Source organism: Massilia forsythiae (genome assembly GCF_012849555.1).
GTDB classification, from domain to species: domain Bacteria; phylum Pseudomonadota; class Gammaproteobacteria; order Burkholderiales; family Burkholderiaceae_D; genus Telluria; species Telluria forsythiae.
Window position 1 is genome coordinate 2865735 of the sequence record NZ_CP051685.1, and the last position, 18058, is coordinate 2883792.

Sequence of the window (18058 nt, forward strand, 5' to 3'; positions counted from 1 at the left end):
GCTGGATTAGGGGCAAGAGTATCCCACAAGAACATCGATGAACAGCAATCCGACGAACACGAGGGAGCCGATGCGGGTCTGGATCGGCTTCCTGGCTTTCCTGTTACCTTTTCTCAGCCTCGTCACCCTGTTCGGCGTCAGTCTCGACAGCTTCCTGTTCCTGGGTAGTGCCTTGATCCTGTTCAAACCGAACCGCGACGCGCTGCGCCGCCATTGGCCGCAGGTGCGCTGGGTCATGCTAGCCTTCCTGCTGCATTTCCTGTTCGTGCTGGCGTGCGCGCTGCTGCGCGGGACCTCCATGAGCGCATTGGAAAAGCCGGCGCGCATGCTGCTGGCCGCCAGCGCGATGCTGGCGGTGCTGGCGACGCAGGCGCCGCGGCGGGCACTGTGGTGGGGGGTGAGCGCGGGCGCGCTGGCGGCGCTGCCGTTCGTGGCCTGGCAGCGCCTCGGACTGGGCATCGACCGGCCGGGCGGCCTGATCAATGCGATCACCTTCGGCGACCTGGCGCTGCTGCTGGCGCTGGTGGCGCTGGCGGGCGCGATCGATCTGCGCCGGCGCAGCGGCCAGGCGCTGCTGTGCGGCGCCGGTGCGCTGGCCGGGATGACGGCCTCGCTGCTGACCGGCACCCGCGGCGGCTGGATCGCGCTGGCGCCGGCGCTGCTGCTGGTGCTGCGCTACGCCGGCGCGTTCGACCGGCGCCGCCTGCGCATGCTGGCGGCGGCCGGCGCCGCGCTGCTGGCCTCGGCCTGGTTCGCGCCGGCGCTGGGCATGCAGGCGCGCTTCGCGCAGGGTATCGACGATGCGCGCACCTGGTACGAAGGCGGCAACGTCTGGACCAACGTCGGCACCCGCCTCGAATTGTGGAAAGGCGCGGCGATGCTGATCCGCGAGCATCCGCTGCTGGGCATGGATTTCGCGGCCTGCCGCGCGCGCCTGGCCGACTATGCGCGCGCAGGGCGGCTCGACCCGCAGGTGCTGGTGCTGCCGCACCTTCATAATGACGGGTTGCAGGCGCTGGCGACCGGCGGCGTCGTGGGTTTCGCGCTGTGGGCCGCGATCCTGGCGGCGCCGGCATGGTTTTTCGCGCGCCAATTGCGCGCCGGTGCGCAGGCGCCGCAGTTCGCGCCCGCGCTGGCCGGCATGCTGGTGGTGCTGGCCTACGCCGGCTTCGGCCTGACCGAGGTGATCTTCTGGTCTATGAAGGGCAGCCTGTTCTATGCGCTCATGGTGTTCATGCTCATGGGCTTCTGCCTGAATGCGAAAGAGAAAATTGAATAACGGTATCATCATCAAGCGCCTGTGGGCGATCGTCAAACCCTACCGCTCGCGCGCCTTCATGGCGCTGCTGGCGATGGCGCTGACCGCGGCCACCCAGCCGCTGCTGGGCGAAGCGCTCCAGCAGCTGATGGACAAGGGGTTCAACAACAAGGTCGCGTTTTCGCTGTGGTGGATCCCGGGCGTGCTGGTCTCGATCTTCGTCCTGCGCGGCATCGGCACCTTCGCCACCGCCTATTACAACAACTGGGTGCTCAGCCGCGTGCTGAACGACCTGCGCGCGCAGGTGTTCGAGCGCGTGCTGCGCCTGCCGGTGGCGCGCTTCCACGAAGAATCGACCGGCAAGGTGATCAACACCGTGGTCGGCGACGTGCGCCAGGTGGTCGACATGATCAACTCGGTGTTCCTGTCGTTCGTGCGCGACGTGCTGGTGGTGATCGGCCTGCTCGGCTCGCTACTGTGGCTGAACTGGAAGCTGACGCTGGTGGCGATCGTGGTTGTGCCGCTGACCGCCGTGATCGTGCGCACCACCAGCAAGCGCCTGCGCCACCTGAACCGTGAGAACCAGCGCGTCACCGCCGAGATGACGCAGGTGGTCGAGGAAGCCGCGCGCGGCCACCAGGTGATCCGCGTGTTTTCCGGCGAGCGCTATGAAAGCCGCCGCTTCTACCTGCGCAGCGAGGCGCTGCGCGGCTTTTCGCAGCGCATGACGGTGGCCTTCGCCGCCACCACCCCGGTGACCCAGATCGCCACCTCGCTGGCGCTGTCGCTGGTGGTGGTGCTGGCACTGCAGGAAAACATGACGGTCGGGGAATTCACCAAGTTCGTGACCCTGATGCTGATGCTGCTCACGCCGCTGAAGGCGCTGGCCGAGGTCAACGGCCCGATGCAGCGCGGCATCGCCGCCGCCGAGACCGTGTTCGAGATGATCGACGCGCCGGTCGAGCACGACCCGGGCACGCGCACGCTCGGCCGCGCCCAGGGCCACGTGCGCTTCGAGAACGTCACCTTCCGTTACCCCAACGCCCAGGCGCCGGCGCTGGAGCGCATCGCGCTCGACGTCAGGCCGGGCCAGACCGTGGCGCTGGTGGGCATGTCGGGCGGCGGCAAATCGACCTTCGTCAACCTGGTCACGCGCTTCTACGAGCCGGAGGGCGGCCGCATCCTGCTGGACGGCGTGCCGTTCCAGGACATCAGGATGGCTTCGCTGCGCGCCCAGCTGGCGCTGGTGAGCCAGAACGTGGTGCTGTTCGACGACACGCTGCGCGCCAACGTCGCCTACGGCGTGGAGCAGGTCGACGAGGCGCGTTTGCAGGCGGCGATCCGCGCCGCCCACCTGGCCGACGTGGTCGAGCGCCTGCCGCAGGGCGTCGACACCATGATCGGCGAGAACGGCATGCGCCTGTCCGGCGGCCAGCGCCAGCGCGTGGCGATCGCCCGCGCGATCTACAAGGATGCGCCGATCCTGATCCTGGACGAAGCCACCTCGGCGCTCGACAACGAGTCCGAGCGCGCGGTGCAGGCCGCGCTCGAGACCCTGATGGCCGGACGCACCACCTTCGTGATCGCGCACCGCCTGTCGACCATCGAGGGCGCCGACCTGATCGTGGTGATGGAGCACGGCCGCATCGTCGAGCAGGGCACCCACGAGGAACTGCTGGCGCGTGGCGGCATGTACGCCAACCTGTACCGGCTGCAGTTCGCCACTGCGATGGAGACCCAATGAGCGGCGTACCGCGCACCCTGGTCATTTCGCCGAACTGGATCGGCGACGCCGTGATGGCCCAGCCGCTGCTGCGCCTGCTCAAGCAGGCCTGCCCGGAGCGCCCCATCGACGTGCTGGCGCCGCCGCAGGTGGTGCCGGTGTGGCGTCGTATCCAGGAAGCGGACACCATCATGGAAACGCCGTTCCGTCATGGCGCGCTGCAGTTGCGCGAGCGCTGGCGCTTCGCGCGCTTGCTGCGGCACCGCGGCTACCGCGATGCCTACGTGCTGCCGAACACGCTCAAGTACGGCCTGATTCCGTGGCTGGCGCGCATCCCGCAACGCATTGGCTACAAGGGAGAAACGCGCTACGGGATGATCAACGTGATGCACCACGACACGCCGCCGCGCTCGATGGTGCCGTTCTATGCGGCGCTGGCGGGCGAGCCGGCGCTGCTGCCGCCGCAGGACATCGCGCGCCCGGCGCTGGTGGTGGGCGGCGAGGAGACCGAGCGCATCTGCGCGCGCCTGGGCATCGCGCCCGGCCGGCCCGTGGTGGCGTTCGCGCCCGGCGCCGAATTCGGCATCGCCAAGCGCTGGCCGCCGGCGCACTATGGCGCCCTTGCCGGACAGGTAGCGCAGATGGTGCCGAACGTGCAGATCGCGCTGCTCGGCTCGCTGAACGACCGCGAGACCTGCGAACAGGTGCGCATGCATGCCGGCGCCGGCGGCGCCGCAGGTGCGGCGGTGCTGAACCTGGCCGGCCAGACCTCGCTCGACGAGGCGATCGCGCTGCTGGCGCGCATGGATGCGGTGGTGTCCAACGATTCCGGCCTGCTGCACATCGCTTCGGCGCTGAACCGTCCGGTGGTGGCGCTGTACGGCTCGACCGACCCCGACTACGCGCCGCCGCTGTCGGAAATGGCGCGCACGGTGTCGCTGCGCCTGGCCTGTTCTCCCTGCCGCCAGCGCGAGTGCCCGCTCGGGCACCACGATTGCATGAACAAGATGAGCGTGGACCTGGTGTGGAGCGAGCTGGCGCCGATGCTGCAGCTGGTGAAGCTGGCGCTGCCGTAATCAAGGAAACGGGACGCCGGAGCGTCCCCTTCTTCACCATGCTTCGATCCGGGCGCCGCCAGCGCCGTGCAAGGCATCTCGTTTCAGCTGGCGTAGTGCGCAGCCTCCTGCTTCTCCGGCATGGACGGAATGCCGGTTTCGCGCTCGTGCAGGTAGCGCACCAGCGCATCCTCGAATGCCGGCAGGATCAGGCCGCGTTCGCTGCCGAGCGCACTCTGGGCAGGGCGCGCCGCCGCCAATTCCAGGTCGGCGCCGCGGCGCTCTTCCAGGCCGGCCGGGTCGACGCCGGCAATGCCGCAGGCGCGGCGCGCCAGTTCCGCCCAGCTCATGGCGGCGCCGTTGCTGAGGTGCCAGATGCCGGATTCGCGGTCGATCAGCAGGTCCAGGCAGGCGTCGACCAGGTCCGGCACGTAGGTCGGCGACACCACCTGGTCGGCGCAGGCGGTGAACGGGCGGCCGGCGGCCAGCGCATCCAGCGCTTGCGTGACGAAATTGTGTTCGTCCCAAGGCCCGAAGAAGGCGCTGGTGCGGATCACCAGCGCCTGCGGATCGGCATCCAGCACGCGCCGCTCGGCTTCGGCCTTGCTGCGGCCGTAGGCGCCCAGCGGCGCCACGCGGTCGGATTCCACGTAAGGACGGGCCAGGCTGCCATCGAACACCAGATCGCTGGAAAAGGTCATGAAACGCAGGCCGTGGCGGATCGCCGCCAGCGCCAGCACGGTCGGGCCGTGCGTGTTCTCGCGCATGCAGCGCCCGGCATCGCTTTCCGCCTCGTCCACGCGCACGTAGCCGCCGGCGTTGACGATCGCCCACGGCTTGTAGCGCACGATCGCCGCCTCCACCGAGGCCGGGTCGGCGATGTCCATTTCCTGGCGCGTCAGCACGTGGCAGGCCAGGTTGCGGCGCTTGCAGATGCGCGCGAAGGCGTGCCCCAGCGTGCCGGTGGCGCCGGCGACCAGGATCGGCTGCGGCAGGGTGGAGCGGAACGCGCCGCGCTCGCCGATGTCCGCCACCGCCGTGCTGGTCGCCACCGGTTTCGCGAGGAAGCGCCCCGGCCGGCGCCACCAGCCCTGGCCCTGCAGCACCGGGTGCGAGAGCGGGCGGCCGCTGGCCAGTTCGCGCATCATCGCCGCCAGCGCGGTCGGGCGCGGGCGCGGGCCGCGCACGTCGAACGGACCGGGTTCGTAATAGCCGCGGCATTCGGTGACCAGGCAATTCCAGTCGTACGAGCCGAGCAGCGCCCACACGGTGACGGCGCGGATGTCGGCCCCGTTCTGCTGCACCTTTTTCGCCGCGTTCCAGATTTCCAGCAGCCAGCGCAGTTGGTCTTCGCGGTTGGCGTCGATATGGGCCTCGGTCACCGCGATCGGCAAGCCATAGCGGTCCCAGGTCTCCTGCAGCAGCGGTGCGATACCGGGCGTCGGCGTGGCCAGCACGCGCGGGGTTTCCATGTCGGCGTGGGCAATGCCGCGGTACTGCGTGCGGTGGCTTTCCGGATAGCGTTCGACGCGGTGATCCAGCCAGCGCTCGCTGGTGATGTAGTAGTTCACGCCGACGATGTCGGGCGGGCAAGGGTTGGCCTTGAACCACAGCAGTTCCTCGGCCGAGGCGCCGGATTCCAGCAGGTAGCCCCATAGTGCGTGCTCCTCGTCGATCTTGCCGCACAACATGTCCCAGCCGAGCCAGCGCCGCTCGTTGAAGAAATCCATGATCCCGGCCATCTCGCGCGTGCCGTAGGTGCGCGACAGGTCGTCGGTCTGCACCAGCTTGGCGGCCGGATTCACGGCGCGGATCGCCTGCATCGACAGCACCACCGCCTTGCACTGGATGACCAGCGCGCGCACGAACAGTTCCTCGCTGTTGCCGTGCGGGTACCACACGCCGTTCAGGCCGGAAAAGCGCGCGGTGGTGCAAGGTTCGTTGACCGGCGTCCAGTACTCGACCCAGGGGTAGCGCCGCGCCACCGCGCCGGCATATTCGGCCAGCATGGCGGGAAAGGCCGGATCGACCAGGCTGGTGTGGCGCGGGCCGCTGCCGTGGTGCACCAGGCCGACGATCGGCGTTACGCCCAGTTGCTGCAGCACCGGCAGGCGCTCGTCCGGCCACGACCAGTCGGCCGCGTCGATGCCGTCGGGGGCGGTGCGCTCCCACAGCACGGGATAGCGGATGGCGCGGATGCCGAGTGACGCGAAACGCTCCAGGTCCTGCACCCGTTCGGCATGGCCATTGCGTTCCATCTGGGAAAAATAATTGTCGCGTACGCGATTGACGGTGCATTCGAGACCGCCCCACAGTTGAAACGAAGGACTTGCCGGACGGAGAGAATTGTTGAGATTCATGTGCGTAACCTGGGGTTGTTGACCAGTTTTCTAGGCTAGACGGCGTATCCCGGTTCTTATGTGAAGTAGCGTACATAGTGAAGACATTTAGGACAAATCCTACGCAATATCGGAAATCGATAAAGCGCGTCTATCATTGTGGTCGCCGTGGAACGCCTGCGCTACCATTGTTCAGGGAACGAACCGGGAGGGATCGATGTACATGGTGTATTGGACGCTGGTCGGGGAACAGGGCAGCGCGGCGCACGCGCAGGGCTTCGACACCAGCGAGATGGTGGCGGCGATGGGGTTCATGGAAGGCTTGCGCAAGCGCCAGCGCGAAGGGGAGGGGATCCGCTTCGTCACCATGTGCTCGGAGCATCCGGACGCGGTGGGACATCCGGGGGTGGACGTGACGGGGCCGGATTACAACTGGAAGAAGCGGCGGCGCTGAGGCGAGCGCCCGGCCAATACCTCGTCGTTCCCGCGAAGGCGGGGACCCATACTCAGCAACCAAATCCAGTGCGGTAGCACCACCCAGGCGCTTCAAATACGCATTTTGGCCACCCGGCATGGGGTGAAAACTGCCGGTGGCATTCTTCACCGTGCGCGGGGACGACGGCGTGCCGCTACCTACGACGCCTGCGCCAGCGCCTTGAGCGCGTGCTTCAGCACCTTGCCGCTGGGCGCGGCCGGCAGGGCATCCATGACCACGATGCGGCTCGGGCGCTTGTACGGCGCCAGGCGCGCCGCGCACCAGGCCCGCAGCGCATTGGCCAGATCGTCGGCCAGGTCGGCGGCCAGGCCGGCCGCCGGCAGCGCGTGGCGCGCATCCGGCTGCACGAAGGCGATCACTTCCTCGTTGCCGCCGGCGATGGCGCGGCCGACCACCGCCGATTGCGTCACCGCCGGGTGCGCATTCAGCACGGTTTCCACTTCCAGCGGAAACACCTTGAAGCCGGAGCGGATGATCATTTCCCTGGTCCGTCCGACGATGAACAGGGCGCCGTCCGCGTCGCAGCGCGCCATGTCGCCGGTGTTGAGCCAGCCGTCCGGCTGCACGCCCGCCGTCGCGTGCATGCCATCGTCCGGCGCCGGCATGCGGTAGTAACCCAGCATCACGTTCGGCCCGCGCACCCACAATTCCCCGGTTTCTCCTGAGGGCAAGGGCGTGCCGTCGTGCGCCGCAATGCGCACCTCGACGCCGGGGATCGGCAGGCCGACCGAGGTGTCGGCGCGCGGCGCGTCCAGGCGCGTCTGGCTGACCGTGGGCGCGGCTTCGCTCAGGCCGTAGCCGTTGTGCAGCGGCACGCCCAGCAGCGCTTCCACGTCGCGCTTGAGCGCCGGATCGAGCGGCGCGCCGCCGGCATAGGCGAAGCGCAGAGCCGGTGCGATGTCCCTGCCGGCCGCGCTCCCGCCCGGTTCCCGCAATTCCAGCAGGCGCGCATACATGGCCGGCACCCCCTGCACGATGGTGAGACCGTCGTCGCGCAGCGCCGCCAGCATCGCCTGCGGTGTGAAGCGTGGCGCCAGGTGCAGGCAGGCGCCGGCGTGCAAGGTGCCCAGCATCATCGAGGTCAGGCCGTACACGTGCGACACCGGCAATGCGCCCCAGGCGCGATCCTGCGGCGTCAAGCCGCGCAGGCGGCTGGACACGGCCGCCACGAACAGCAGGTTGCGGTGGCTGAGCATCACGCCCTTCGGCCGGCCGGTGGTGCCGGTGGTGTACACCAGCGCCGCGATGCGCCGTGCCGGGTCGGGGTCCAGGGCTTCCGGGGCGCAGGCATGGTCGGTCGGACCGACGAGCAGGCCGCCCGGCGCGCCCGCCGGCGCATCCATCCCGGCATCGACGGCGCCGTCGCGCGCGCCATGCGCCGCCGCTTCCGGCGAGACCGCCGCCGTGTACAGCGCCAGGCGCGCGCCGCAATGGCTGCGGATGGCGTCGAGTTCGGGCGCCGACAGGCGCGCGTTGACGTTGACGATCCAGGCATCCAGCGTGGCGGCGGCGAACAGCAGCGCCACCTGCTCGATGCAGTTCTCGCTCACCAGCAGCACGCGGTCGCCGGCGCGCACGCCGCGCGCGCGCAGCAGGTCGGCATAGCGGTCGATGGCCGTCACCAGGCCGGCATAGCCGAGCGTCCGGCCGTCCTGGCGCAGCGCCGGCGCGTCGGGCGCGCGCGCGGCCGCCCGGCGCGGAATGGCGTCGATGCGCGCGGGCAGCGCCGCCAGCAGGGCGGCGGCGTCGATGGCGCCGTCGGCGGACGGCAAATGCGGGGTGGCGTGAATCATGGGCGATGTCCTCCTCGTTGCGGCGAGGCGACATGATACGCCGTCAAAACGAAAGGCCGCCCGCGGCGGCCTCGATGTTGCGACGATGGCATGCTTATGGGCACTTTGAAAACCGTCGCGAGCGGCAGCAGTTTCGGCTGAGAAGCGCAGCCGTACAGGCGTACGGCGAGCATCGCAAGCTGAAAATGCAACGCGCAGCAGGTTTTCGAAGTGCCCTTATGCCAGCGCGTGCATCACCGCTTGCACCGGGATCGCCTTGACCCAGTCGCGGCGCTGGTGCGCCGTGACGACGGTGCTGTTGGCCTTGTCGACCGGCGCCCATTCCGGCGTCTTCTGGCGCATCAGCGCCACCACCGGCACGCCCACGGCGTTGGCCAGGTGCATCACGGCGGTTTCGACCGAGACGATCAGGTCGCACTGGGCCAGCATCGCCGGCAGCTGGAAGAAGTTCTCGTTGGCGCTGAACAGCTCGGTGCGGTCGAGCTTGCGCTGCGCCAGCATGGTGCGGACGTTGTTGACTTCCTGCGGCACCGCGTTGACGATGAAACAGGCGTCGCGCCATTCCGGCTGGGCGCGCATGGTGGTGATCAGCTCGGCCACGCGCTCGACCGGCCAGCAGCGCTTGCGGGTCTTGGCGAACGGGTTGATGAACACCAGCTTGCCCTTGCGCGCATCGAACCCCCACTCGGCCAGGCGCGCCCTGGCGCCCTCGACGAAGCGTTCGGGAATGTGGACGAAGGGAATGCGCTGCGCCGGCGGGATGTCGACCCCGGCCAGGCGGCGGAACCAGTCGGCGTGCACGTCGCTGATGTGCGGGGCGCTGCTGCGGTCGGCCACGTCCGGATCGAGGCTGGCGTCGAGCTTGCGGTAGGTGAAATAGTGGTGCAAATCGGACAGGCCGAGCGGCTTCTTCAGGCCGACCACGAAGCCGCCCGGACTGATGTCGCGCGCCAGGTCGGCATAGAAATGCGGACGCAGCGTGCCCAGCGAGACCACGATCGGATAGCGCTCGCGCCGGGCTTCCTTGATCGAGGCCTGGAACAGCGCCGGCGAGTAATTCTGGTCGTACACCTTGGCGATGAAGCCGCAGGCGGCCAGCCAGTCGTACAGCACGTTCTTCTTGAGGTGCGGCCATTGCGACGCATCGCTGGTGCGCCGCACCTCGTCGACCCACAGGTGCAGTTGCAGGTGCGGGTACGCCCGGGCGAATGCCTGGAAGCAGTTCTGCAGGTACGTGTAATCGCCCAGCGCCAGGTGGGCGATGAACAGGATCTTGTCCGACTTCTTCAGCAGGTCGGCAGGGATGAGCGGTAAATTCATTGTCTCTTACAGAGGGTCGCTGCCGGTATCGGGATACCGATGCCGCCAGTGGTCGCTTCAGGTGGGTGCCGCAGCCGCGGCGCCTTGAAAGCTTCGATACGGCGCCGCTCCTGTCGAGTAGACAAGTGATCGGCCATATCACGACTTTTCTTTTTTTTTTCAAAAAATTTGTCACAAATTGTAGTCCAAACCAGGCGCGGACGTTACTGGCGACCTCATTTTTAGGTGTGATGTCCTGCGCGAGCAACATAATTGAACAATATGACTAGGTCCGTGCGTCCCCGGTGCCGATCCGGCACGACGGGATTACATCAGGATGACGTCGTACTGCTCCTGGTGATAACCCTTTTCCACCTGCAGCGAAATCTTCTTGCCGATGAAGTCGCCCAGCATCGCCAGGTGCTGCGATTCTTCTTCCAGGAACAGGTCGACCACTTCCTGCGAGGCCAGGATGCGGAATTCGCGCGGGTTGAACTGCTTTGCTTCGCGCAGCAGTTCGCGCAGGATTTCGTAGCAGATGGTGCGCGAGGTTTTTACTTGCCCCTTGCCGGAACAGGCGGGGCAGGGCTCGCACAGGATGTGGGCCAGCGATTCGCGCGTGCGCTTCCTGGTCATTTCCACCAGCCCCAGCGCCGAGAAACCGCTCACCGACACCTTGGTGCGGTCGCGCGACAGGGTCTTCTTGAGCTCCGCCAGCACGGCGTTGCGGTGCTCGTTGTTCTCCATGTCGATGAAGTCGAGGATGATGATCCCGCCCAGGTTGCGCAGGCGCAGCTGGCGCGCGATGGCGTGCGCGGCTTCCAGGTTGGTCTTGAAAATGGTATCGGCGAAGTTGCGCCCGCCGACGAAGCCGCCGGTATTCACGTCGATGGTGGTCATCGCCTCGGTCTGGTCGACGATCAGGTAGCCGCCGGACTTCAGGTCGACGCGCCGGCCCAGTGCGCGCAGGATCTCTTCCTCGACGCCGTACAAATCGAACAGCGGGCGCTCGCCGGTGTAGTGCTGCAGGCGCGCCAGCACGCTCGGCGTGTACACCTGGGCGAATTCCACCAGCTTGACGTAGTTCTCGCGCGAATCGACCAGGATCGCCGCGGTCTCGTCGTGCACGAAGTCGCGCAGCACGCGCTGGGCCAGGCTCAGGTCCTGGTACAGCAGGGTGGTGGCGGGGCGGGTGCGCGCGCCTTGCGTGATCGCGCCCCAGGTCTTGCGCAGGTAATCGATGTCGGCGGCCAGGTCGGCGTCGGACGCGTCCTCGGCCTGGGTGCGCACGATGTAGCCGCCCTTTTCCTCGGGCGGCAGCAGGCCGTGCAGGCGCGTGCGCAGCGCTTCGCGCTCAAATTCCTTTTCGATCTTTTGCGAGATGCCGATGTGCTTGTCCTGCGGCAGGTACACCAGCATGCGCCCGGCGATCGAGATCTGCGTGGACAGGCGCGCGCCCTTGGTGCCGATCGGGTCCTTGATCACCTGCACCGTCAGCACCTGGCCGTCGAACAGGATCTTCTCGATCGGCGTCGGCGGCGCGCTCGGGTTGCCGTTGTTGTCGTGCGGACGCGCTTCCCAGATGTCGGCCACGTGCAGAAAGGCGGCGCGTTCCAGGCCGATGTCGATGAAGGCCGACTGCATGCCCGGCAGCACCCGCACCACCTTGCCCGAATAGACGTTGCCGGCCAGGCCGCGCGTGAGGGTTCGTTCGATGTGCAGTTCCTGCACGGCACCCTGTACCACCAGCGCGACCCGCGTTTCCTGTGGGGTGATATTGATCAGGATGTCTTCAGTCATGGGCCGGGTCGTGCGGTTATTGTTCAGGGTGACATCATACACGTTGGACACGTGCCTAAAGTACCGTAATGCCCGCCTTCTTCAACAAGTGCGCCGTCTCGAATACCGGCAAGCCCATGATGCCGGAATGGCTGCCCTCGATATGCTCGATGAACAGCGCCGCCAGTCCCTGGATGCCGTAGCCGCCCGCCTTGTCGTAGGGTTCGGCAGTGGCGCAGTAGGCGCGCATGGCGTCGCCGTCCAGCCGGGCGAAGCGCACGTCGGACACCTGCGTCACCTGCTCGGCAACATCGGTGTAGTGCAGCGCCACCGAGGTCAGCACCTGGTGCGTGCGGCCGGACAAACGTTCCAGCATCGCCATCGCCTCGTCGCGGCCGGCCGGCTTGCCGAGGATCTGGCCGTCGATGGTGACGGTGGTGTCGGCCGACAGCACCGGCCGCAGCGGCATGCGGCGCAGGTGCAGCACGTTCCAGGCGAACGCGCCTTTTTCGCGCGCCACCCGCGCCACGTAGTCCGCCGCCGCTTCGCCCACGTGCACCTCTTCGCCGACGTCGACGCCGCGGCGCGGGTCGGCGCGCAGGCTGAGAAGGTCGAACTCGATGCCGACCTGGCGCAGCAGTTCGCGCCGGCGCGGGCTTTTCGAGGCGAGGTAGATCCGGTTGTCGTTCGGTTTCATCGGCAGGGATTCAGACGCGGTGGTAGGGGTGGTTCTGGGTGATCGACCAGGCACGATAAAGCTGTTCGGCCAGCATCACGCGCACGATTCCATGGGGCAGGGTCATGCTCGAGATGCGGATCAGGCCGTCGGCGCGCGCCTTGAGTTCCGGGTCCAGCCCGTCGGCGCCGCCGATCAAGAAGGCGACGTCGCGCCCGTCCTGCTGCCAGGCTTCCAGCTGCGCCGACAGGCCGACGCTGGTGAGATCCTTGCCGCGCTCGTCCAGCGCGACGATGCGCACGCCCTTCGGCAGCGCCGCCTCGATGCGCTCGCGTTCCAGCGCCATGGCGGTGGCCGCGGTCTTGCTGCCGGAACGCTCGACCGGCTTGATTTCCTTGAGGACGAGGCGCAGCTCGGGCGGCATGCGCTTGGCGTATTCGGCAAAGCCGGTCTCGATCCAGGCCGGCATCTTGTGGCCGACTGCGGCGATGATCAACTGCATGGGGTGGGGTGCTGAAAGATCGGGGAAACGGGATGGATTGGCATGCAGGCGTGCGTGGCAAACCGAAAATCCGTCGTCCCCGCGAAGGCGGGGACCCATGCTGCGCCTCGACATTCGTTCTGCCGGATATACCGCGATACTCTTGCGTACCTCGGCTTTGGACGCTCGGCATGGGTCCCCGCCTGCGCGGGGACGACGCATTGGGGGCTGTCGGCCCGGGAAGCAGGCAGCTTACTCGGCAGCCTTCTTGACCGTGCGGCGGATCACCTTCTTGGCCGGTGCGCCGTCGGCGTCTGCGGCCGGGGCGGCCTTCGGGGCGCGCTTGGCGGCGGAGGCGGCCTTGGCGGCCTTGGCCGCGGCGGCGTCGGCGGCGGCCGCCTTCGGCACGGCGACCTTCACGGTGCGGCCGGTCGGGATCTTTTTCGCGGCCGGCTTGGCCGCGGCGCCTTCGGCAGACTTTTTGGCGGCCGGCTTGCGCTCGCGCACCGGCTTGGCTTCCGGCTGGTCCTGGTTGGCGGCCAGGTGCTTCGAGACGGCTTTCGGCACGGCCGCTTCCACGCCTTCGGCGCTGGTCTTGCGGCGGGCGGCGCCCAGCTTGACCGGCTTTTCGCCCCAGATCTCTTCCAGGCGGTAGTATTGGCGGATCGCCGGCTGCATGATGTGCACGATCATGTCGCCCAGGTCGACCAGCACCCATTCGCCGGTGTCTTCGCCTTCCAGGCCGACCACGTTGCCGCCTGCTTCCTTGACCTTGTCGCGCACCGAGGCGGCCAGCGCCTTGGTCTGGCGGTTCGAGGTGCCCGACACGACCACGATGCGGTCGAACAGGCTGGTCAGGTTGGTCGTGTCGAACAGGGCGATGTCCTGGCCCTTGACGTCTTCGAGGGCGTCGACGACGATCGCTTGCAGTTTCTTGATATCCATTAGCTCTTGTATAAGTTACGTTGTTGAATGTAGTCTAGCACTTGCGGCGCCACCAGCGCGCCGACCTGGCCGGGGTCCCGGCCCTGGCCGGCGCCGCGCTGCGCCTGCGGATCCGGTCCCGATTTCAGCGCTTGCCGCACCTGCGTGGCCGAGATGTCGACCGCCAGCGTGTGCGCCATGCACACCCGGCCGGCCGGGCTGGCGCGCACCCGTTCCGGGCTCGCCAGGCGTCCCGCGATTTCATGCGCCACCGCCGGCGGCAGCGCCGCCCCGTCGAGCCGGTAGCCGGGGCGCGCGGCGACGCCGAAGTTGGCCAGTTCGAACAGGCTGCGCCAGTCGCGCCAGCTGTCCAGCTTCTGCAACTGGTCGGCGCCCATCAGGAACACGATCGAGGTGCTGGCTCCCAGCTCGGCGCGCTGTTCGCGCAGGGTCTCGACGGTATAGGTCGGCGCCGCGCGCACGATCTCGCGGGTGTCGATCGTCACCGGCACGCCGGCCGGAAACCCGGCGCCGGATGCTTGCGCGAACGCCAGTTCCAGCATCGCCACGCGGTCGGCGTCGCCGGCCTGCAGGCCGGCTTTCTGCCACGGCTGCCCGGCCGGCAGGATGCGCAGCGCGTCCGGATGCAGCAGGCGCGCGAACAGGCCGGCCAGCGCCACGTGGCCGTGATGCACCGGGTCGAAGCTGCCGCCCAGCACCGCGACGCAGACGCTCACGGCGCCAGCCAATCCCGGTGCGGCAGGAAGTCGGCATACAGGGCGGCTTCCGGGCTGCCCGGCGCGGGATGCCAGTCGTAGCGCCACTTGACGATCGGCGGCATCGACATCAGGATCGCCTCGGTGCGCCCGCCCGACTGCAGGCCGAACAGGGTGCCGCGGTCCCACACCAGGTTGAATTCGACGTAGCGCCCGCGCCGATAGGCCTGGAAGTCGCGCTCGCGTTCGCCGTACGGCTGGTCCTTGCGCGCCGTGACGATCGGCAGGTAGGCGTCGAGAAACGCCGCGCCGACCCGCTGCAGCATCGCGAACGACTGGTCGAAACCGAGTTCGTGGAAGTCGTCGAAGAAGATGCCGCCGACGCCGCGCGCTTCCTTGCGGTGCTTCAGGTAGAAATACTCGTCGCACCAGCGCTTGAAGCGCGGATGCAGGTCGGCGCCGAAGGGCGCCAGCGCATCGTGGCAGACCTGGTGGAAGTGGCGCGCGTCGTCGGCGTTGCCGTAGTACGGCGTCAGGTCCATGCCGCCGCCGAACCACCACACCGGCTCCTTGCCCTCGGCCACGGCTTCGAAGAAGCGCACGTTCATGTGCACGGTCGGGGCGTACGGGTTACGCGGGTGCAGCACCAGCGACACGCCCATCGCTTCCCAGGCGCGTCCGGCCAGTTCGGGGCGCGCCGCCATCGCCGACGGCGGCAGGCTGGCGCCGCGCACGTGCGAGAAATTCACGCCGCCGCGCTCGAACACCTTGCCTTCCTCGATCAGGCGCGAGATGCCACCACCGCCCTCGGCCCGTTCCCAGGTGTCGGCCAGGAACGGCTTGCCGTCGACCGCTTCGAGCGCCTGCACGATGCGCGATTGCAGGTCGAGCAGCCAGGCCTTGACGGCGGCGGGATTCGGGGTGGACATGGGGGCGGGAGGCGGGATCGAAAAAATGAACGGGGATTGTACACCGATGGCGCAGTTTGTGATAGGCAAACCGCCGGCGCAAAAAAAAGCCCGGGACGCAGCCCGGGCCGGGAAAGGCCGGCCCCGTGGGGCGCGGCAGGAGGATCGGTCGATCGGTAGGTGGATCAGCGGGTGGATCAATAAGCGGCGCGCAGCGAGACCAGCACGTTGCGCGGGTCGCCGTAGTAGTTGCTGAAGCCGGTGGTGACGTACTTGGCGTAGTACAGCTTGTCGAACAGGTTGTTGACGTTGACCTGCGCCGACCAGGTCTTGTCGAAGCGGTAGGCGGCCATGGCGTTGAACACCGCGTAGCCGCCCTGGCGCGCGGTCAGCACGCCCGACTTGACGTAGGTGTCGCTCTGGACCGAGGCGCCGCCGCCCACGGTCCAGCCGCGCAGGGCGCCGCCGGCGCGGTAGCTGGTGAACAAGCGCAGCAGGTGCTTGGGATCCATGCTGCGCAGCGGCTGGCCGACGTTGGCGGCGGTGCTGTCCGACAGGTACCTGGTGCGGGTGTTGGTGTAGCCGCCCATCACCTGCCAGCCGGGCAGCACTTCGCCCGAGACTTCGGCCTCGAATCCTTCGCTGCGCTGCTTGCCGCCGGAGACGTAGCAATAGCCGGTCGGGTACCACGGCAGGCACGGCGTGCCGCTCGCCAGGTCCTGGGCCGCCTTGCCGTTGTTGTTGATGCGGAACAGGGCCAGCGAAGCGTTCAGGCGGCCGCCCAGGAAGGTGCCCTTCAGGCCGGCCTCATAGTCCTCGCCGCGCACCGGCGCCAGGATGCTGCCGCTGCGGTCCTTGTAGTTCTGCGGGCTGAAGATTTCGGTGTAGCTGGCATAGGCATTCACGTTGTTCGTGATGTCGTAGGTGATGCCGGCATACGGGGTGATCTCGCGCTCGATCCTATAGTTGCCGGCGGGTGCCGACGGTACCTGGTAGTCCCACCAGCTGGCGCGCGCGCCCAGCAGCAGCGCCAGCGGGTCGGCGAGCGACAGGCGGGTGGTGGCGTACACGCCTTTCTGGCTGGTCTCGGTGCCGGGCGCCACGTAGGCGCTGCCGTTGCCGGGCGCGTAGAAGGCTTCCGGATAGCTGGTATACGGATTCCAGGTGCGGATATCGACGTTGGTGCGCGGGTTGATGTTGAAGTAGCCGGAAGTGCCGATGGTGTCGACGTCCAGGCTTTCCGCGCCCACCGTCAACCGGTGCTCGCGGCCGAACAGCCGGAACGGGCCGTTGGCGACGCCGCTCAGTACGCGCTGGTTGCTGGTGTCGCCCGAATACACCGAGGTGCTGACGTTGGCCAGGTAGGGGTTGGTGGTGCTGGTGCGCGAGAACGAGGTCTGCTTGAAGCCGCCCGGCTTCATGTGCAGGCCGGTATAGGACGCGTCCAGTTTGACGTTCCAGCCGTTGCCGAAGCGGTGTTCGAGTTCCAGCATGGCCTGGTCGTTGTAGCGGTTCCAGAAGTTGGAGGCGGCGCCCAGGTAGGTGTCGCGCGGCAGGTTCAACGGGCTGCCGTCCAGCGCCGAGGGCAGGTTGCCCCAGGCGCCGGTGGCGTCCAGGTCGGTGTGCTGCAGGCTGGCGGTCAGCAGCGTGTTCGGCGCCAGGTCGGCCTCGACCACGGCGTACAGCACTTCGCGGTCTTCCTTGCGCGCCTTCTGGAAGAATGCCTTCTTGTCCTTGACGGCGACCACGCGGCCGCGGATGCTGCCGCTGGCGTTCAGCGGACTGGAGACGTCGGCCTCGAGGCGGCGCCGGTCCCACGAGCCCAGCGTCAGGCCGGCCGAGGCCTGGAAGCTGTCCGTCGGGCGCTTGCGCACCAGGTTGACGGTGGCCGACGGGTTGCCCGAGCCGCGCAGCATGCCCGAGGCGCCGCGCAGGATTTCGACACGCTCCAGCACCGCGGTGTCCGGCTGCACGAAGATCGAGCCGCCCTGGTTCATGGTCAGGCCGTCGATCTGCAGCGCGTCGATCGCGTAGCCGCGCGCATAGTAGCCGACCCGTTCGCTGTCGGTGTAGTCGACGGTCACGCCCGGCGTATTCTTCATGACTTCCTGCAGGTCGGGCAGCACGCGGTCGTCCAGGAACTGGCGCGTCAGCACCGTCACCGGCTGCGGGATGTCGCGGATGTCCTGCACGCCCTTGAACAGCGTCGCCTTTTTGGCCGCGAACGAATTCTCGCCTTCGCGGTCGAGGGCGCCGGTCACGGTCACGGTGCTGACCGGCGTGCTTGCATCGGCCCCGCTCGCCTCCGCCCCGGCGCCTTCGACCGCTGCCGGCACTTCCGGCAGCAGCGCCTGCGCGTTCGCCAGTGCCGGCGCGACGCACAGCAGGGCAATCGCGTACAGGATCGGCAAGCTGGTCGCGCGCTTCGGCAAGGTCGATGCGGATGAAGAAACGGCACTGGCCGCGGCGCGGGGGTGATGCATGAGAACTCCTCTCGTGGTCTCTGATGATAATGATTCTCTTTATGAGAATGATTCTCAATTATATTTGGAGGGAAGTGTATTGTCTATCGGTTATCGCAGTGCTTCTTGTCGGATAGGGGGGATGGAAC

General features: G+C 67.8%; 14 protein-coding genes. 4 read left to right on the forward strand and 10 right to left on the reverse strand.

Annotated features, from left to right (window positions below; genetic code table 11):
* Nucleotides 1-37 precede the first annotated feature (37 nt).
* Genes HH212_RS12365 through waaF form a run of 3 tightly spaced genes read left to right on the forward strand, consistent with a single transcriptional unit; the run spans nt 38 to nt 4057 of the window.
* Nucleotides 38-1279: an O-antigen ligase family protein gene (locus tag HH212_RS12365; RefSeq protein ID WP_170202748.1), complete on the forward strand. Its 1242-nt coding sequence runs from the start codon at nt 38-40 to the stop codon at nt 1277-1279.
* Nucleotides 1272-3002: a lipid A export permease/ATP-binding protein MsbA gene (msbA, locus tag HH212_RS12370; RefSeq protein WP_255486996.1), complete on the forward strand. Its 1731-nt coding sequence runs from the start codon at nt 1272-1274 to the stop codon at nt 3000-3002. Before HH212_RS12365 ends, msbA begins: the two co-directional genes overlap by 8 nt.
* A complete protein-coding gene (gene waaF / locus HH212_RS12375) occupies nt 2999-4057 on the forward strand; it encodes a lipopolysaccharide heptosyltransferase II (RefSeq protein WP_170202750.1) in 1059 nt (352 codons plus the stop codon). Before msbA ends, waaF begins: the two co-directional genes overlap by 4 nt.
* A gap of 83 nt (nt 4058-4140) precedes the next feature.
* Here waaF and HH212_RS12380 read toward each other — a convergent pair whose 3' ends face one another.
* Nucleotides 4141-6396, reverse strand: a complete 2256-nt coding sequence (locus tag HH212_RS12380) for a sugar nucleotide-binding protein (RefSeq protein ID WP_229217693.1) — start codon at nt 6394-6396, stop codon at nt 4141-4143.
* A gap of 196 nt (nt 6397-6592) precedes the next feature.
* Here HH212_RS12380 and HH212_RS12385 point away from each other — a divergent pair, with 196 nt between their 5' ends.
* Entirely contained in the window at nt 6593-6829 is a 237-nt protein-coding gene (locus HH212_RS12385) for a hypothetical protein (RefSeq protein ID WP_170202751.1), read from the forward strand.
* 179 nt (nt 6830-7008) lie between these two features.
* On the opposite strand, the gene HH212_RS12390 is transcribed toward HH212_RS12385, so the two are convergent.
* The 9 genes from HH212_RS12390 to HH212_RS12430 all read right to left on the reverse strand — a co-directional run bounded on the left by HH212_RS12390 (nt 7009) and on the right by HH212_RS12430 (nt 17930).
* Nucleotides 7009-8664 (reverse strand): class I adenylate-forming enzyme family protein, encoded by a 1656-nt coding sequence (locus HH212_RS12390; RefSeq protein WP_170202752.1) that lies wholly within the window; start codon nt 8662-8664, stop codon nt 7009-7011.
* A gap of 216 nt (nt 8665-8880) precedes the next feature.
* Nucleotides 8881-9984 (reverse strand): glycosyltransferase family 9 protein, encoded by a 1104-nt coding sequence (locus HH212_RS12395; protein ID WP_170202753.1) that lies wholly within the window; start codon nt 9982-9984, stop codon nt 8881-8883.
* 306 nt (nt 9985-10290) lie between these two features.
* Nucleotides 10291-11763, reverse strand: a complete 1473-nt coding sequence (gene rng / locus HH212_RS12400) for a ribonuclease G (protein WP_170202754.1) — start codon at nt 11761-11763, stop codon at nt 10291-10293.
* A gap of 55 nt (nt 11764-11818) precedes the next feature.
* Nucleotides 11819-12439: a Maf family protein gene (locus tag HH212_RS12405; RefSeq protein ID WP_170202755.1), complete on the reverse strand. Its 621-nt coding sequence runs from the start codon at nt 12437-12439 to the stop codon at nt 11819-11821.
* A 10-nt stretch (nt 12440-12449) separates the two neighbouring features.
* On the reverse strand, nt 12450-12920 hold the full coding sequence (gene rlmH, locus HH212_RS12410; RefSeq protein ID WP_170202756.1) for a 23S rRNA (pseudouridine(1915)-N(3))-methyltransferase RlmH: 471 nt from the start codon (nt 12918-12920) through the stop codon (nt 12450-12452).
* A 231-nt stretch (nt 12921-13151) separates the two neighbouring features.
* Nucleotides 13152-13844 (reverse strand): ribosome silencing factor, encoded by a 693-nt coding sequence (gene rsfS, locus HH212_RS12415; protein ID WP_170202757.1) that lies wholly within the window; start codon nt 13842-13844, stop codon nt 13152-13154.
* Complete coding sequence (locus tag HH212_RS12420; RefSeq protein WP_170202758.1) at nt 13844-14560, reverse strand: nicotinate-nucleotide adenylyltransferase; 717 nt, start codon at nt 14558-14560, stop codon at nt 13844-13846. Before HH212_RS12420 ends, rsfS begins: the two co-directional genes overlap by 1 nt.
* Nucleotides 14557-15468 carry an oxygen-dependent coproporphyrinogen oxidase gene (hemF, locus tag HH212_RS12425; RefSeq protein WP_170202759.1) on the reverse strand — a complete coding sequence of 304 codons (912 nt, stop codon included), beginning with the start codon at nt 15466-15468 and terminating at the stop codon, nt 14557-14559. The genes HH212_RS12420 and hemF overlap by 4 nt, the downstream gene beginning before the upstream one ends.
* Before the next feature lie 176 nt (nt 15469-15644).
* A complete protein-coding gene (locus tag HH212_RS12430; protein ID WP_170202760.1) occupies nt 15645-17930 on the reverse strand; it encodes a TonB-dependent siderophore receptor in 2286 nt (761 codons plus the stop codon).
* Nucleotides 17931-18058 lie beyond the last annotated feature (128 nt).

Excerpts from the sequence above, each read along its gene's own strand:
- rng (WP_170202754.1), bottom strand. The coding sequence starts at position 11,763 with ATGACTGAAGACATCCTGATCAATATCACCCCACAGGAAACGCGGGTC.
- HH212_RS12405 (WP_170202755.1), bottom strand. The coding sequence starts at position 12,439 with ATGAAACCGAACGACAACCGGATCTACCTCGCCTCGAAAAGCCCGCGC.
- HH212_RS12390 (WP_170202752.1), bottom strand. The coding sequence starts at position 8,664 with ATGATTCACGCCACCCCGCATTTGCCGTCCGCCGACGGCGCCATCGAC.
- rlmH (WP_170202756.1), bottom strand. The coding sequence starts at position 12,920 with ATGCAGTTGATCATCGCCGCAGTCGGCCACAAGATGCCGGCCTGGATC.
- waaF (WP_170202750.1), top strand. The coding sequence starts at position 2,999 with ATGAGCGGCGTACCGCGCACCCTGGTCATTTCGCCGAACTGGATCGGC.
- HH212_RS12430 (WP_170202760.1), bottom strand. The coding sequence starts at position 17,930 with ATGCATCACCCCCGCGCCGCGGCCAGTGCCGTTTCTTCATCCGCATCG.
- hemF (WP_170202759.1), bottom strand. The coding sequence starts at position 15,468 with ATGTCCACCCCGAATCCCGCCGCCGTCAAGGCCTGGCTGCTCGACCTG.
- HH212_RS12380 (WP_229217693.1), bottom strand. The coding sequence starts at position 6,396 with ATGAATCTCAACAATTCTCTCCGTCCGGCAAGTCCTTCGTTTCAACTG.
- HH212_RS12385 (WP_170202751.1), top strand. The coding sequence starts at position 6,593 with ATGTACATGGTGTATTGGACGCTGGTCGGGGAACAGGGCAGCGCGGCG.
- HH212_RS12365 (WP_170202748.1), top strand. The coding sequence starts at position 38 with ATGAACAGCAATCCGACGAACACGAGGGAGCCGATGCGGGTCTGGATC.
- HH212_RS12395 (WP_170202753.1), bottom strand. The coding sequence starts at position 9,984 with ATGAATTTACCGCTCATCCCTGCCGACCTGCTGAAGAAGTCGGACAAG.
- rsfS (WP_170202757.1), bottom strand. The coding sequence starts at position 13,844 with ATGGATATCAAGAAACTGCAAGCGATCGTCGTCGACGCCCTCGAAGAC.